This window comes from Pedobacter sp. AC163 (assembly GCF_979258665.1).
Genome location: NZ_OZ409872.1, coordinates 3,719,494 through 3,734,436 on the forward strand (window position 1 = coordinate 3,719,494; position 14,943 = coordinate 3,734,436).

At 35.8% G+C, this 14,943-nt stretch carries 15 protein-coding genes; all 15 read left to right on the plus strand.

Annotated elements, in window-relative coordinates; genetic code table 11:
• Positions 1–46 precede the first annotated feature (46 nt).
• Positions 47–1,105 carry a COX15/CtaA family protein gene (locus tag ACZZZK_RS16150; RefSeq protein ID WP_463485033.1) on the plus strand — a complete coding sequence of 353 codons (1,059 nt, stop codon included), beginning with the start codon at positions 47–49 and terminating at the stop codon, positions 1,103–1,105.
• An 11-nt stretch (positions 1,106–1,116) separates the two neighbouring features.
• Positions 1,117–2,025, plus strand: a complete 909-nt coding sequence (gene cyoE / locus ACZZZK_RS16155) for a heme o synthase (protein ID WP_463485034.1) — start codon at positions 1,117–1,119, stop codon at positions 2,023–2,025.
• Positions 2,026–2,040: 15 nt separating this feature from the next.
• Complete coding sequence (locus ACZZZK_RS16160; RefSeq protein ID WP_463485035.1) at positions 2,041–2,607, plus strand: cytochrome c oxidase subunit 3; 567 nt, start codon at positions 2,041–2,043, stop codon at positions 2,605–2,607.
• Between the two features lie 31 nt (positions 2,608–2,638).
• Positions 2,639–3,346: a cytochrome c oxidase subunit 3 gene (locus tag ACZZZK_RS16165; RefSeq protein ID WP_056848400.1), complete on the plus strand. Its 708-nt coding sequence runs from the start codon at positions 2,639–2,641 to the stop codon at positions 3,344–3,346.
• A 24-nt stretch (positions 3,347–3,370) separates the two neighbouring features.
• On the plus strand, positions 3,371–3,727 hold the full coding sequence (locus tag ACZZZK_RS16170; RefSeq protein ID WP_463485036.1) for a cytochrome C oxidase subunit IV family protein: 357 nt from the start codon (positions 3,371–3,373) through the stop codon (positions 3,725–3,727).
• A complete protein-coding gene (locus ACZZZK_RS16175) occupies positions 3,727–4,422 on the plus strand; it encodes an SCO family protein (protein ID WP_463485037.1) in 696 nt (231 codons plus the stop codon). The genes ACZZZK_RS16170 and ACZZZK_RS16175 overlap by 1 nt, the downstream gene beginning before the upstream one ends.
• Positions 4,423–4,478: 56 nt before the next feature.
• Positions 4,479–5,015, plus strand: coding sequence for a DUF420 domain-containing protein (locus ACZZZK_RS16180; protein WP_463485038.1), 537 nt, complete (start codon positions 4,479–4,481; stop codon positions 5,013–5,015).
• Positions 5,016–5,276: 261 nt separating this feature from the next.
• Complete coding sequence (locus tag ACZZZK_RS16185) at positions 5,277–8,651, plus strand: SusC/RagA family TonB-linked outer membrane protein (RefSeq protein ID WP_463485039.1); 3,375 nt, start codon at positions 5,277–5,279, stop codon at positions 8,649–8,651.
• Between the two features lie 15 nt (positions 8,652–8,666).
• Positions 8,667–10,256 (plus strand): RagB/SusD family nutrient uptake outer membrane protein, encoded by a 1,590-nt coding sequence (locus ACZZZK_RS16190; RefSeq protein ID WP_463485040.1) that lies wholly within the window; start codon positions 8,667–8,669, stop codon positions 10,254–10,256.
• A gap of 2 nt (positions 10,257–10,258) precedes the next feature.
• Complete coding sequence (locus tag ACZZZK_RS16195) at positions 10,259–11,164, plus strand: zinc-binding metallopeptidase (protein WP_463485041.1); 906 nt, start codon at positions 10,259–10,261, stop codon at positions 11,162–11,164.
• A gap of 12 nt (positions 11,165–11,176) precedes the next feature.
• Complete coding sequence (locus tag ACZZZK_RS16200) at positions 11,177–11,980, plus strand: DUF4302 domain-containing protein (RefSeq protein ID WP_463485042.1); 804 nt, start codon at positions 11,177–11,179, stop codon at positions 11,978–11,980.
• 581 nt (positions 11,981–12,561) lie between these two features.
• Positions 12,562–12,837, plus strand: coding sequence for a hypothetical protein (locus tag ACZZZK_RS16205; protein WP_265798424.1), 276 nt, complete (start codon positions 12,562–12,564; stop codon positions 12,835–12,837).
• A 2-nt stretch (positions 12,838–12,839) separates the two neighbouring features.
• Entirely contained in the window at positions 12,840–13,235 is a 396-nt protein-coding gene (locus ACZZZK_RS16210) for a hypothetical protein (RefSeq protein ID WP_056848411.1), read from the plus strand.
• 102 nt (positions 13,236–13,337) lie between these two features.
• Positions 13,338–14,000, plus strand: coding sequence for a DUF2461 domain-containing protein (locus ACZZZK_RS16215; RefSeq protein WP_463485043.1), 663 nt, complete (start codon positions 13,338–13,340; stop codon positions 13,998–14,000).
• 92 nt (positions 14,001–14,092) lie between these two features.
• Complete coding sequence (locus ACZZZK_RS16220; protein ID WP_463485044.1) at positions 14,093–14,932, plus strand: OmpA/MotB family protein; 840 nt, start codon at positions 14,093–14,095, stop codon at positions 14,930–14,932.
• Positions 14,933–14,943 lie beyond the last annotated feature (11 nt).

The following is a 14,943-nucleotide window of genomic DNA, read 5'->3' on the forward strand; positions in this document are numbered from 1 at the left end:
ATTAAGTTTCTGCTTATCCGGATACCCTTTTCATCTTAAAAGATATATGGTCAGCAGATCAGAACAACGTTTTATTAGGATCAATTTCATAACCATTATAGTTACGCTATTGGTTATACTTGCCGGCGGTATCGTTCGCAGTACCGGCTCGGGTATGGGTTGTCCTGATTGGCCAAAATGTTTTGACCGTTATATTCCACCTACTGACGTATCTCAGCTTCCTGCCGATTATAAAGAGAAGTATGTTGCCGGAAGATTAAAAAAGAACGAAAAATTTGCTAAATACCTAGAGAGTATGGGCAAAGTTGAATTGGCGGATAGCATCAGGAACGATAAAAGTATTACTCTGCCTGAAGAATTCAATCCGGCAAAAACTTGGGTAGAATATATTAACCGTTTAACGGGAGTTGTTGCAGGAATATTTTTGCTTTTGACAGCGGTATACTCTTTTACCTATAGAAAATCAGCAAAGAGGATCATTTTTTTAAGTATCCTAAATATTCTAGTAGTGGGATATCAAGCCTGGCTTGGTTCTATTGTGGTTTCGACAAACCTAGCACAGTGGGTAGTTACCGTACACATGTTATTGGCCATTGTAATTTTAGCCATTTCGATATATACTTATAACTATGCGAAACAGCTGAACAAACCACAATCCGTAATCATGTACCGCATATTATGGCTAAAAGGATTTTTGCTTTTCACCTTGATTGTTAGTGTTGTTCAAATCATATTAGGTACTGAGGTAAGAGAGTCGGTGGATGTAATTGCTAAATCACTTTCTTACAATCTCAGAGGAAGTTGGATAGCAAAAGTGGGTTCTGTTTTTTCATATCATCGCGACTTGGCCATATTAGTAGTAGTTGCAAATGCGATCGTTTATAAAATGGTTATTGATCGCTTCAGCGGAAAAGCAGCCCCATTGTTAACTGCCCGTTTTATTTTAATCACGCTTCTCATACAAATTTTAAGTGGCTTTGCTTTAGCTTATATCGCATTTCCACCGGCAGCGCAAGCCATACACATTTTGTTTTCTACGCTGCTATTTAGTTTACAATTTTATTTGTACTTGCTGGTTTACCGTACAAGTACTTATAAGCAATAATAAAAAGAAAATTGAAACAAGTTATTTCTGATTTTTCTAAACTTATCAAGTTCAGGCTATCGTTTACGGTAGTATTTTCTGCATCGATATCATTTTTGATCGGTCAGAAAATGCAAGTAGGCAGAGGCCATATTCCGTCTATTGATTGGGGAAATTGGGGCATTTTAATCGCTGGTGGATTTTTAGTAACAGCAGCTGCAAATTGTTTCAATGAAATTATTGAGAAAGACTTAGATAAACTCATGTCTCGTACCAAAGATAGACCAATGCCTGCAGGGAGAATGACAACCGGACAGGGCTTAATTTTGGGCGTGTTTATGGCTTTCGTAGGAACGTGGTTACTTGGAAGACTTAACTTAGAGACTGGACTACTATCTGTGTTTTCGATCTTGCTTTATGCGTTTGCTTATACACCTTTGAAACGCAAGTCACCGATTGCGGTTTTTGTTGGAGCTATACCTGGTGCATTGCCACCACTTATCGGTTACCTGGCAGCATTCGGAAGTTTGAAAGCGGAGATGTTTCATGAAATTGATTATTACATTGCAGGAATATTATTTTTAATCCAATTCGTTTGGCAGTTTCCACATTTTTGGGCAATTGCATGGGTGTTGGATGATGATTACAAAAAAGCTGGTTTCAGACTTTTACCTACTAAAAAACGCGATAAGGCGACTGCTTTATTAACTTTTGTAAGTACGTTAATTTTGATTCCGGTAAGTTTATTGCCGACCTTTTACGGCTTCGGTGGTTATTACATCGCTGGTTTATCGCTAATAGCCGGGCTTATTTTTAGCTGGTTAGCTTTAAAACTTTTATTAAACAGAGAATTAGTTGATGCAAAAAAAGTAATGTTCTGTTCGTTTTTTTACATCCCGGCCGTACAGTTGGGTTTATTATTAAATTTTATAGCAAAATAATTTATGGTTCTAACAATGGAAAATATCCAAGATACATTTGATCCAAAGCCAAGAAAATTTATAGTATGGTTATTTGTAGTATCATCAACAATTATGTTCGGTGGTTTTACAAGTTATTATCTTGTGTTTTCTGCATCCAAGGGAAAAGGTCATGGTTTAGTTTTGCCCGATGCCTTTATCTATTCTAGTCTGGTGATTATTGGCAGTAGTATTACGCTTTTCTTAGCATCAAGGGCATTGCGTAAATTAAATTTCAGCTTACAAAGAAATTTGCTTTTGGTGACTGTGCTATTGGCTATTGCTTTTGGTGTGATGCAGTTTAATGCATGGGGCAGTATGATCAAAACAGGTGCAACCCTGGTAGGTAATAATGCAGCAATTTCGTTTATTTATGTGGTGAGTTTTATTCACCTGCTACACATTATAGCTGGCGCTTTATTAATAATTAGTGCTTTAGTGGGGAGCTACAGAAATATTCCATTAGCAAAAAGCCAATATCGCATGGAAATCGCATCTATTTTTTGGCATTTTATAGATATATTATGGATATATCTGTATGTTTTTTTACTTTTGAACCGTTAAATTTGTTAACAAACTATTATACTATTTCCAAATGAATTCAGTATCACAATTAGATCAAGTTAAAACCGGACCATGGAATGGTGGTCGTTCTCCGTGGTCGGTAGAATATGGTAAAATCATGATGTGGTTTTTCCTTTTGTCAGATGCTTTTACTTTTTCATCGCTATTGATCTATTATGGCGCTCAGCGTTTTTCAAAATTAACATGGCCAGATCCTGATTTGGTTTTCCAATCCGTACCTGGTCTTGCAGATAGTGGTTATCCATTAGTATTTGTGGGTATCATGACCTTCATTTTAATCATGAGTTCTGTAACGATGGTATTAGCCGTAGAAGCAGGACACAGACGTTCTAAAAAAGAAGTAATCTGGTGGATGGTGGCTACTATTATTGGTGGTTTCATGTTCTTGGGCTGTCAGGCTTTAGAATGGACTCACTTATTCCACGAAGGATTTGGATGGGGAGAAATTCCATCAGCGGAAGAATTAAAACATTTGTTTTCTGGTGATGTTTCTTTGGTAGCAGCGCAACAGTTTTCAAACCTTTTCTTTACTATTACAGGTTTCCACGGTTTCCACGTATTTAGTGGTGTGTTAATCAATATCATTATCTTAATCATGACTATTAACGGAACTTTCGAAAAAAGAGGTCACTATTTAATGGTTGAAAAGGTTGGTTTGTACTGGCACTTTGTAGATTTAGTTTGGGTGTTTGTATTTACATTCTTCTATTTGGTTTAATTTATCATATCTAAAAATATTATCATGTCAGAACATCATTCACATACAACAGAAGGACACGAACACGAAGAACACGCAGGCCTAAGCAAAAGAAAAATTTGGCAGGTATTCGGTATCTTATTATTGATTACGGTAATTGAATTTATTATCGCGTTGGTGATTTTACCAAAGGGATACATTTCTCATGGTGTTGGAAACTTCTTATACATTGCGTTAACGCTGGTAAAGGCATTCTATATTGTGGCTTACTTTATGCACTTAAAGTATGAGAAACTCGGGCTACAATTATCACTAACAGTATCGTTCATTTTCATTATTTACTTCATCGTTTTAATGTTAATTGAGGGTGGATTTCTTAACATCCACATGATGAGCCATTAATGAAAAGAAGCCCAATTAAAAAGGTATTAATCCTGGTAAGCATATTGGCTATACCAGGATTTTTGTTTTTTTACTTATTGCCACAGTTTGCTAAAAACAGGTATAAGAGCTTGCCCATATTCGGAGAAAAGGTAGTAGCATCTACGTTTCATTCCGTTAAAGGGAAAAAAATTCCAGATACCATTTATCACCAAATTCCTGATTTTAGCCTCGTCAATCAACAAGGTGCAATTATTAATCTCGATTCTGTAAAGGATAAAATAATTGTTCTTAATCTTTTCTTTGCTGATGCGATGAGTAGAGATGTGGCTAAATACATCAGTGAGTTGTCAGCTGGTTACACTAAAAAGCCACTGGTCCGCTTTTTAAGTATCTCTGTAAATCCAGATGATAAAAACAAAGTTGTTGATTATGCCAATCAATTTCAGGCCAAGCCTGGTAAATGGGATTTGCTTATCGGAGATACAGCAACTACCTATCCTTTAATACGAAAAGGGCTTTTGCTTGATGTAATTAAAGATGAATCAAAGGATAAACCCAATTTCATATTTGGCAACAAAATATTATTGATAGATGTTCAACATCGAATCAGAGGCATGTATGAAATTGATAATCCCGAAGCCAAAAGTAGATTAGAGGATGAGATAAAAGTGCTTATAGCAGAATATCTACGCAATTTGAAGGATGGCAGGTAGGTTAAAGTTGAAAGCGAAAAGTTTAAAATAAAAAGCATTTAAGGGCACAAGTAGAAATGAAGTCATCAGTTGAAACGAAATATAATAAGTGGATTGTTGTATTGTCAATCGCCATACCTTTGGTAGTTGCATTGTTGTTCGGAGTTAACTTAAGGAAACTTGGTTACGATGTAAAGCCGCTGTCTTTTTTGCCACCAATCTATGCCACGATAAATGGTATAACAGCCATTGTATTGGTAATTGCCGTTTGGGCAATAAAAAACGGCAAACAAAAGCTTCATGAGAACCTGATGAAAGTAGCCATTGGCTTATCTGTAGGTTTCTTAGGGATGTATGTGGCTTATCACATGACAGCTGATTCGACAAAATTTGGAGGTGAGGGCGCTATTAAATACATCTATTATTTTATTCTCATCACTCATATCTGCCTGTCGGTAATTATCATTCCTTTTGTATTAGTTACTTTTGTTAGGGCACTGGCCGAACGTTTTGACAAGCATAGAAAAATTGCAAGGATTACTTTCCCGATGTGGCTTTATGTTGCTGTAACCGGGGTAATCGTTTATTTGATGATATCACCTTATTATAGCTAGTTTTACATATATTGCCCAACTAGTACTACGCATTCATTCTTAACTTTCGTTTCATTTCGATACTATTTAAAAATTTGTAATCTGTATTTATTCCAGAAACTACTTTTTTATTAAATAATTTTTATATTAGTAAAAATTATCCCCAAATAATTTTTAAAAACAAACAAACTAACTATTAATTATAAATTCCTCGTTTTCGCTTTTTGTGAAGACTGAAGGCGTTTCGCATTAAAACTTAAATAAACTAATCAATTAATTTCTATGAAGAAAATCTACAAAAAACATGTAGGGAGACTCAGCTATTGCCTTTTGGGGCTCTTTTGCTGTACCTTTCTTCCTTCAGTAGAAGCTAGGTCCACAACAAAAGATGGTGCTAAGCTTATCAAATCCGAAAGAGTGATTACAGTAAAAGGTACTGTTCGAGACAAAAAAGACGGATCGCCATTGCCCGGTGTAAGTGTGAAAGAGAAAGGGGCTTCCAATGCCATATCCACGAATGGTCAAGGACAATACCAAATAACCGTTCAGGATGGCGCAACGTTATCTTTTGCATCAATTGGCTATAAGACGGTGGAAGTAGCAGTTAATGGAAGGAATACTATTGATATTTCTTTGCAGGAAGATGCAGGTCAGCTAGATGATGTAGTAGTTACAGGTATGGGTACTCAGGTAGATAAAAGAACATTTACTGGTGCTACATCAAGATTAAAAGTATCGGATGCAGAAATTGGTGGTTTACCAGATCCTAGTAGGATGTTAGATGGAAAAGTTGCTGGAGTTGTTGTTCAAAATACTACAGGAACCTTTGGTACAGCACCTAAAATTAGAGTGCGTGGGGCAACTTCTATTTACGGTAGTTCAAAGCCTCTTTGGGTTGTTGATGGTGTTATTTTAGAGGACGTGGCCGACATAAGTTCTGATGCCTTATCGTCAGGTGACGCACTGACTTTAATTAGTTCTGCAGTAGGTGGATTAAACTCAAATGATATTGAGTCATTTCAGATTTTAAAAGACGGTGCCGCAACTTCAATTTACGGAGCAAAAGGCATGGGTGGTGTTATTGTAATCACAACCAAAAGAGGTAGAGTGGGTGTGAATTCGTTGAATTATGTTTCTGAATTCACTACACGTGCAATACCTTCATATAATAACTTTAACATCATGAACTCCCAGGAACAAATGGGCGTTTACCAAATGTTGGAGCAAAGAGGTTGGTTAAATAACTCAAGCGTATCAAATGCGCCGAATAGCGGAGTTTACGGAAAAATGTATCAATTGATTAATTCGGGTCAATTACTAAATACGCAAGAGGCAAAAAATGCTTATCTAAGAGAGGCAGAATACCGAAATACCGATTGGTTTGATGAATTATTTAGTACGAACATTGCTCAAAATCATTCGATCAGCATGAGTTCTGGAACAGAAAAAGCACAATATTTCTCTTCTTTAAGTGCTATTTCTGATCCAGGATGGTCTAAACAAAGTAAGTTTAAAAGGTATACTGCAAATTTTAACGCTACTTATAATTTGCGTGATAATTTGAAATTAACCATACTCTCTAATGGATCTTATAGAGATCAAAGAGCGCCTGGTACTTTGGGACAATCTACTGATGTGGTGTTTGGAACAGTTGGTCGAGATTTTGATATCAATCCTTTTTCTTATGCATTAAACTCATCTAGGACGTTAGATCCGAACGAAACCTATACCAGAAATTATGCTCCATTTAATATATTAAAAGAGATGGAGAACAATTACATGGATGTAAATGTTGCGGATGTTAAGTTTCAAGGTGAGTTAAGATGGAAAGCTTTAAAAACGTTAGACTTTGGCTTTCTCGCATCTACTAGATATCAACAAACATCTCAACAACATTATATAAAAGATGAATCCAATCAGGCAATGGCATACCGTGCCATGGGTACAACAATCATAAGAGATGCAAATCCATATTTATATACTGATCCAAGTATATTATATGCGGTTCCTGTATCTATTTTACCTTCAGGAGGTATCTACAATCGTACTGATTATAAAATGACTAGTAATGATTTTCGCCTTACAGCACAATATAATGAGACATTTGCAGACAAGCATACAGTTGATTTTGTTGGTGGATCTACATTAAGTGAGATATCGAGAAATAATAATTGGAATAGAGGTTGGGGATTGCAGTATGGATTAGGAGAAATTCCTTTTACTGATTACCGCGTGTTTAAGAGAGGTGCTGAAGAAAATACAGAATATTTCAGGGTAGGAAATACCCGAAGTAAAGAAGTGGCATTTTTTGGTGAAGGAGCATATACTTACGATAATAGATATACCATAAAGGCAACAGGAAGATATGAAGGTTCAAACCGTTTGGGTAGATCAACTTCAGCCAGGTGGTTACCTACCTGGAGTGTGTCAGGGCTTTGGAATGTAATGGAAGAAAAATTCTTTCAGGAATTGAATACACCATTTTCTAACCTGTCTTTGAAAGGATCTTATGGCTTATCAGCTAACAGAGGACCAAGCTATGTAACCAATTCACAAGCAATATACAGCAGTTATAATCCTTGGAGACCAACTGCAGGCGACAGGGAAACAGGTTTACAAATTGATAATTTAGAGAATTCTGATTTAACCTTTGAAAAGAAACATGAGTTAAACTTAGGTGCAAGCTTAGGTTTGTTTAAAAATAGGTTGGCCATAGATGTAGATTGGTACAAAAGAAACAACTTTGATCTAATTGGTATTGTAAATACTCAAGGCTTAGGTGGTGAAATTACTAAATATGGTAATGTGGCAGCAATGAAGTCTAGCGGTATCGAGGTAAGTATTGCTGGTACAGTTTTGAAAAAGGGAGATTTTTCGTGGACAGCTAATTTTATATACACTCATGCAACCAATAAGGTAACAGAATCAGAAAATAACGCTAGAGTAATTGATTATATTACGGGAACAGGTTATGGTTTGAAAGGCTACCCAGCTCGTTCATTATTTTCAATTCCTTTTGTAAGAATACAAAATGATGGTCTTCCAGTATTTATCAATGATGATGGAACAGAGACGGTATCAGGAGTTTACCTTCAAAATAGAGATAAAGTGGATTTCCTAAAATATGAAGGAACGTTAGAGCCTACACATTTAGGTAGTTTTGGAAATATTTTCGCTTACAAAAACTTCAAACTGAATGTTTTTGTAACTTATTCTTACGGGAACGTAGTGCGTTTAGATCCAGCATTTAGAACGGGTTACACCGATTTAGATGCTAATACAAGAGAATTTTTTGATGCATGGACTGTTCCTGGTGATGAATTAAGAACTAACGTACCAGTAATTCTAGACACAAGATACCTAAGGAATGACAGTGATTACAGTATTGCTTATAATTCTTACAATTACTCTTCGGCAAATGTTGCTAAAGGTGATTTTATTAGATTAAAAGATATCTCTTTGGGATACGATTTCCCTAAAGCAAAACTGGCTAAATTAGGATTAGCAAACTTAGGCTTACGTTTAAATGCCACTAATTTATGGCTGCTTTATGCAGATAAGAAGCTGAACGGACAAGATCCGGAGTTTGTAAATGCTGGTGGTGTGGCATTGCCAATACCAAAACAATATACTTTAACTTTAAGAGTTGGATTTTAATTAAAGAAATTAAAGATGAAAAATAAATTTTTATTCATAGCCATTAGTGCAATCGCTATCTTAAACATTTCTTCTTGTAAGAAATATTTGGATGAATTGCCTGACAATAGAGCGGAACTAAACAGTACGGAAAAAATATCAAAGATGTTGGTCTCTGCTTACCCTCAAAATTCTTATGTTTTACCAACCGAACTGTCTTCAGATAATGTTGACGATTATGGTGATACAAATCCTTACAGCGATAGGTTTTCGACTCAGGCATTTAATTGGCAGGATATAACTGAAACCAATAATGATGGTATCGATAGATTATGGAGCGGCTGTTATAGTGCGATAGCTAGTGCAAACGCTGCCCTTGCTGCCATAGAAGAACAAGGTAATCCTGCATCATTAACTGCTGCTAAAGGAGAAGCTTTGGTAGCACGAGCTTACGGCCACTTTATATTGGTAAATGTTTTTGCTCAGCATTATTCTCCAACAAAATCAACCACTGATTTGGGTATCACTTATATGACAAAATCGGAAACTACCCTTAATCCAAAGTATGAGCGAAACACAGTTGCAGAGGTATACGATTTAATGATCAAGGATATAGAAGCTGGGGTACCATTAATTAATGATGCTTCTTATTCTAATGCCAATGTAGCCAAATATCACTTTAATAAGTCTGCAGCAAATGCTTTTGCCGCAAGACTATTTTTGTATAAAGGTGATTGGGCAAAAGCTGTAAGTTATGCAACAGCATCTTTTAACAATTCTCCTGCAGCATATCTTCGTGATTGGTCATATATCTCTACTTTTTCTGCAAATTTTGCAAATACCACCAGAGAATACAATGCCAGTACGATCAAAGCTAACTTTTTAATTAGTACGCCAGCATCTGCTGCTGCATTAGCATTTGGTAACTATTACACTGGAAGCAGATATTCTCATGGAAATTATATTGCCAGACAAGAATCTATCTTAACAACCAGAACTCCACATTTCAATTATGGAACGGCTCTTCCGGCCTATAGAGTTAGAACCTATACTTATTCAGGGGCAAATTTGGATAAAGTATTGCTACCACATGTTTCTTACCAGTTTGAATACACAGATCCTGTAGCAGGTATCGGTTATACACATAGTGTTTTTACTCCATTTACTGCAGAAGAAGCGTTGCTAACCAGAGCTGAAGCAAATATCCAATTAAAAAACTACGCTCCTGCTATTGCTGATATGCAACTTTTTGTGAACAATACTTATACGGTAGCAACACCTGTGTTAACCGAGGCTTCTATTAACGCTTGGGCTAACGGATTTGCCTATTCTACACCAGCAGTTTCAACTCCGAAAAAGAAATTTAATGCAGAGTTTGTGATTGAAGCTGGTACACAGGAAAATATGTTACATGCACTATTGTTTTACAGAAGAGCAGAAACTTTGCTAACAGGTTTGCGTTGGTTTGATGTAAAACGTTATGGTATTGAAATTACAAGGCGTACAATTGTAGCAGGAGCAGTTGGCCCAATTAGTTCAAATACTTTAGTAGTTAGAGATAATAGAAGAGCATTACAATTGCCTCAAGATGTAATCAGTTCTGGTTTAACCCCTAATCCAAGATAGACATGAAATTTAAAAATATTTATTTAATTCTTTTTGCAAGCACACTAGTATTGAGCGCCTGTAAAAAAGAAAAGTTGGATGCGAACAGTGTGTTCGTCGATTCAACCATTGAAAAAAACCCACTAGATAATTATATCTATAATAACTATGTATTAAATTATAATGTAGATATTTTATATAAATATGTTGATAAAGAGTCAAGTTTGAACTATAATTTGCTTCCGGCGAGTTATACTAGCTCTATTCGCTTAACCAAGTTGTTTAAATATTTAGGCTTTGAGCCTTATGATGAGGTTACTGGAAGTAAAATATTCATTAAAAAATATTTTCCTAAATTGATTAATTTTATTGGTTCAGCGGCCTATAATAACAATGGAACCAGAATTTTAGGTACTGCTGAAGGTGCTAAGAAAATCACCTTATATGAGGTGAATTCACTAAATGCAACAACAGGTGTTAATCCTGATTTCTTGACTGATAGTTATTTTCATACCATTCATCATGAATTTCAACATATATTAAATCAAACAACCGATTTCCCATCCAGTTTCCAAGCAATATCTGGAAATACGTATGTTGATGACATTTGGAGTACCGTTTGGGGCACAGGAGCGGCTGGTAATGGTGCAGCACTTGCTGCTGGTTTTATTTCCCCTTATGCGAGTAGTTCTGCTAAAGAAGATTTTGCTGAACTCTATTCATTTTATATTACATTATCTGCGACTCAATTTAACGCGATGTTAAATGTAACTGGAAGTACAGCTGCTGGAAGAACAATTATCAATAACAAACTTATAGCAGTAAAAAACTACATGTTAACGGTTTGGAATATAGATATGGATGTGTTAAGAGCTAACATTGTAAATAGAAAAGCCAATTTGGCCACTTTTGATCAAACATCATTATAAGCTTATTATATTATGAAAAGAAATTATTATTTATTACTAATGGCTAGTCTTCTTTTTTTTGCTGCTTGTGATAAAAAGAAAGATAGAATATTTGAGGATAGCCCAACAGTTCGCTTAAACGCAGCGGTTGCTAATGCACAAACCGTTTTGAGAAGTAAGCCAAATGGCTGGATTATGCAATATTATCCAGGAACAGATGCGCCTTATGGTGGGGTTAATTTATTTGTTAATTTCACCTCCGCTACGGATGTAAATGTACAAGGAGATTACACGGCAAGTAATGTAACCAGTTCTTATAAGGTTTATCCTGGTGCTGGTCCGATATTAACTTTTGATACCTACAACTCAATTTTAGCTTATTTTGCTGCACCTGGAGCGATTACGGGGTTAGTAAGTAACGATGGTGGCTTGGGTGGCGATCTAGAGTTTTTAGTAACGAAAGCTGACGCTGATTCTGTAATTTTAAAAGGTAGAAAAAGAGGCACTCGTATTGTAATGGTACCTATGCCAGCAAATCCTGCTACAGTAATCGCCAGTTACAAAGCTGCATGGCAAATTTACTACGCACCAAACTCTTATAGATTTGAAACTTCTACTGGTAATATTCCGCTTACTTTTGGTTGGTTTATGGAATTAGAGTCGCTTACAGACGTGTACTCTTTTAGGGTTACACCTACAGGTATTGAGTTTTTAGAACCTGTAACCGTTAATGGCATCACAGTTAAGGTATTGACGAGAAAGCCGGCAGCAGTAGGTTATCCTAATGGATATTATGACAATGCCGCTGGGACGTTAAAATTAGTGCCGATATTTTAAACTTTATCTAAGAGATCTCATTTAAACCCCGCCTCATCAGCGGGGTTTTCTGTAAATTTTTTAGTTTAAAAATCGATGTTAATTTTAAAATATAAGGCGAATTTAACTGTGCATATCTTTATTATAAATCATTTATAAAATCTCCAATGCAAATCATTGTAAGGCAAATACTAGGCTATTTGATTTTTTTGTCGAACCATGTATGTTTTATATTAATTAACGAGAAAGTTTATTCTTTTGAGGTGAAAATGCTAGGATTAATTCTGGCTATTCTTTTTGTCTTATCAGGCCTATATGACTATAAAATTCATTATAAAAAAATAGGACAGTTTAAAATAAGCTGTACCATGCTTATTGTGTTAAACCTTATTTCTTGGGTTTTTGAAGGTTCGTATTTGTTTATCGCAATTAATGTGGTTTTATTAATAGTCTTTATTTTTTGGAAAAGGCAATTAAGTAAAGATGAAGTAATCACTTAATAGTTTAAAAATTTTCTCTCTCCCACAAACCCCGCCTCATCAGCGGGGTTTTTTTATGACATAATTTTTGCTACCCCTCACACGTTAAATCTTATATTTGCAATGATGAAAAAGACATTCACTTTTATCTTATTTTCAATTGCCTGCATTTTACTTTTCACTGCTAATGCACAAGCACAATGCGCCATGTGTAGCATCAATGCAGAGCAGGGGGTAAAAAATGGCAATACCGTTTCGGCTGGTTTAAATACGGGTGTTTTATATTTACTGGCCATTCCTTACATTATGGCAATAGTAATTGGGGTGATTTGGTATAAGAAATACCGCAAGAAAAATGTGGCGTTAAATATGAAAAAAGAACCTTTTCATTTAAACTAAACATGTCTGGTAAAACTTCCAAGCTTTCTGCAATCGTAAACTGCAAATGCCCACACTGTCGCAGGGGAGATATATTTACGGGCAGTATGTATGGCTGGAACATTCAGCATACCAAAGAAATTTGCAGTTATTGTGCGCAGCGGATAGAAATTGAACCTGGATATTTCTATGCGGCCATGTACGTTAGTTATGCCATGAATGTAATCGAAATGCTCCTTGTAAGCTTTATTACCTACCTGTTTTTCGGTCCACTAACTGATGCAACTTTTTGGCATTATTTGATTGCGATTTTTGCTGGTTGTTTTATTCTTTATCCTTTTAATTACCGCTACTCACGTATTATTTTGCTTCATGTATTGTCGCCGAATATTAAGTATAAAGCTTATTACGATCAATAAAAGTCAGGAGTTTTAAGTTTGAGTGTTTAACACGATATATTAATTATTGAAGATTCTAAATTGGATGGCTGTTGTACGGCTTATCCGGTTAATCATATCTATATGCTAAAAAAAGAAACCTTAAAATTTATCAAAGAGGTAGCGGAAAATAACAACCGCGAATGGTTTGCAGAAAATAAACCTAGATACGAGGAAGCGAAAGAAGATACTCTGAAACTTGTAGCAGCGCTTATACCGGAGCTGGCCAAGGTAGATCCCTTAATTTCCTCAGAAACTGATGCGAAGAAGAGCTTAATGCGTATTTATCGTGATGTGCGTTTCAGTAAAAATAAAGACCCGTATAAAAATAACTTTGGCATTTGGTTTTCTGCCAAGAGCAAAGGCGGTAATGAACCTGGTTATTATTTACACATCCAACCGGGTAAAAGCTTTATTGCAGGCGGTTATTGGATGCCCGAAGCACCACATGTTAAACTTATCCGCCAGGAAATAGATTACAATATTGATGAGTTCAAAAGCATTATCGAAGCCAAAGCATTCAAAGCAAATTTCACATTGGGCACAACAAATGCCCTAAAAAATGCGCCGAAGGGCTATGATCCTGCAGATCCAAACATCGAGTTTTTAAAGTTAAAAAGCTTTGAGGCGACCATGCCACTAAAAGATGAAGACTTTTTTAAAGCTGATCTCGTTAATAAGTTGATAAGTTCTTTTGCAACAATACAACCATTAGTTGCATTTTTACGAAATGCCATTGAGCAATAATCAACTTTTAATTCAACACTCAAAATAACCAACAGTTAATGTTTAACCCTTGATAGGACTTGTACTTGATACTAAAATCTTGATTCTATAATATGAAAAATACCTTCTTAGCTTTTGTCATTCTTTTATTCATTTCATCCTTTACCTCATGCGTGGTTTTATCGCCAAAAAAATATAAAGCTTTATTGGGTAGCAAAGATTCTTTATATACTGCCTTTAATGAGGGCTTGGTAAAAATTGAAAATTTAGAGAAAGAGGTTGCGAAACTTAAGAAAGACACCACTTTGATGGCTGAAGAATTAAGAGATTTGCAAAGCAGTTACAATGAAGTAGATGCAAACTATAAAAAGCTAAAGAATAATTCGACCACCGAAATTACAAAGCTATCTGGCGATCTGGCTGCCCGGGAAAAGCGTTTAAAAGAGGTGGAAGAGGTTTTGCGTAAACGCGATGAAGCAACCAATTCATTAAAAGAGAAGTTGCAACAAGCACTGCTCGGCTTCGCCAAAAGCGGCTTAACTGTAGAAATTAAAAATGGAAAGGTTTATGTTTCGCTAACAGATAAATTGTTATTTCCATCAGGTAGTATTATCATAGATGAAAAAGGGAAGCAGGCACTAACACAGTTGGCTAATGTTTTAAAGCAACAACCAGAAATTAACATTGCTGTAGAAGGCCATACCGACAATCAAAAAATAAACAACTTAGGTCAAATTAAAGATAATTGGGATTTAAGTGTGTTAAGGGCAACTTCGGTGGTACGTTATTTAACAGATAATGAGAAGGTAGAAAGCGTTAGAATGACGGCCACAGGTAAAGGAGAATTTCAGCCGCTCGGTTCAAATGCAAGTGCAGATGGAAGAAGCAAAAATAGAAGAATCGAAATTGTACTTTCTCCTAAGTTGGATGAACTTTATAACTTGATCAAATAATCTAATCACAT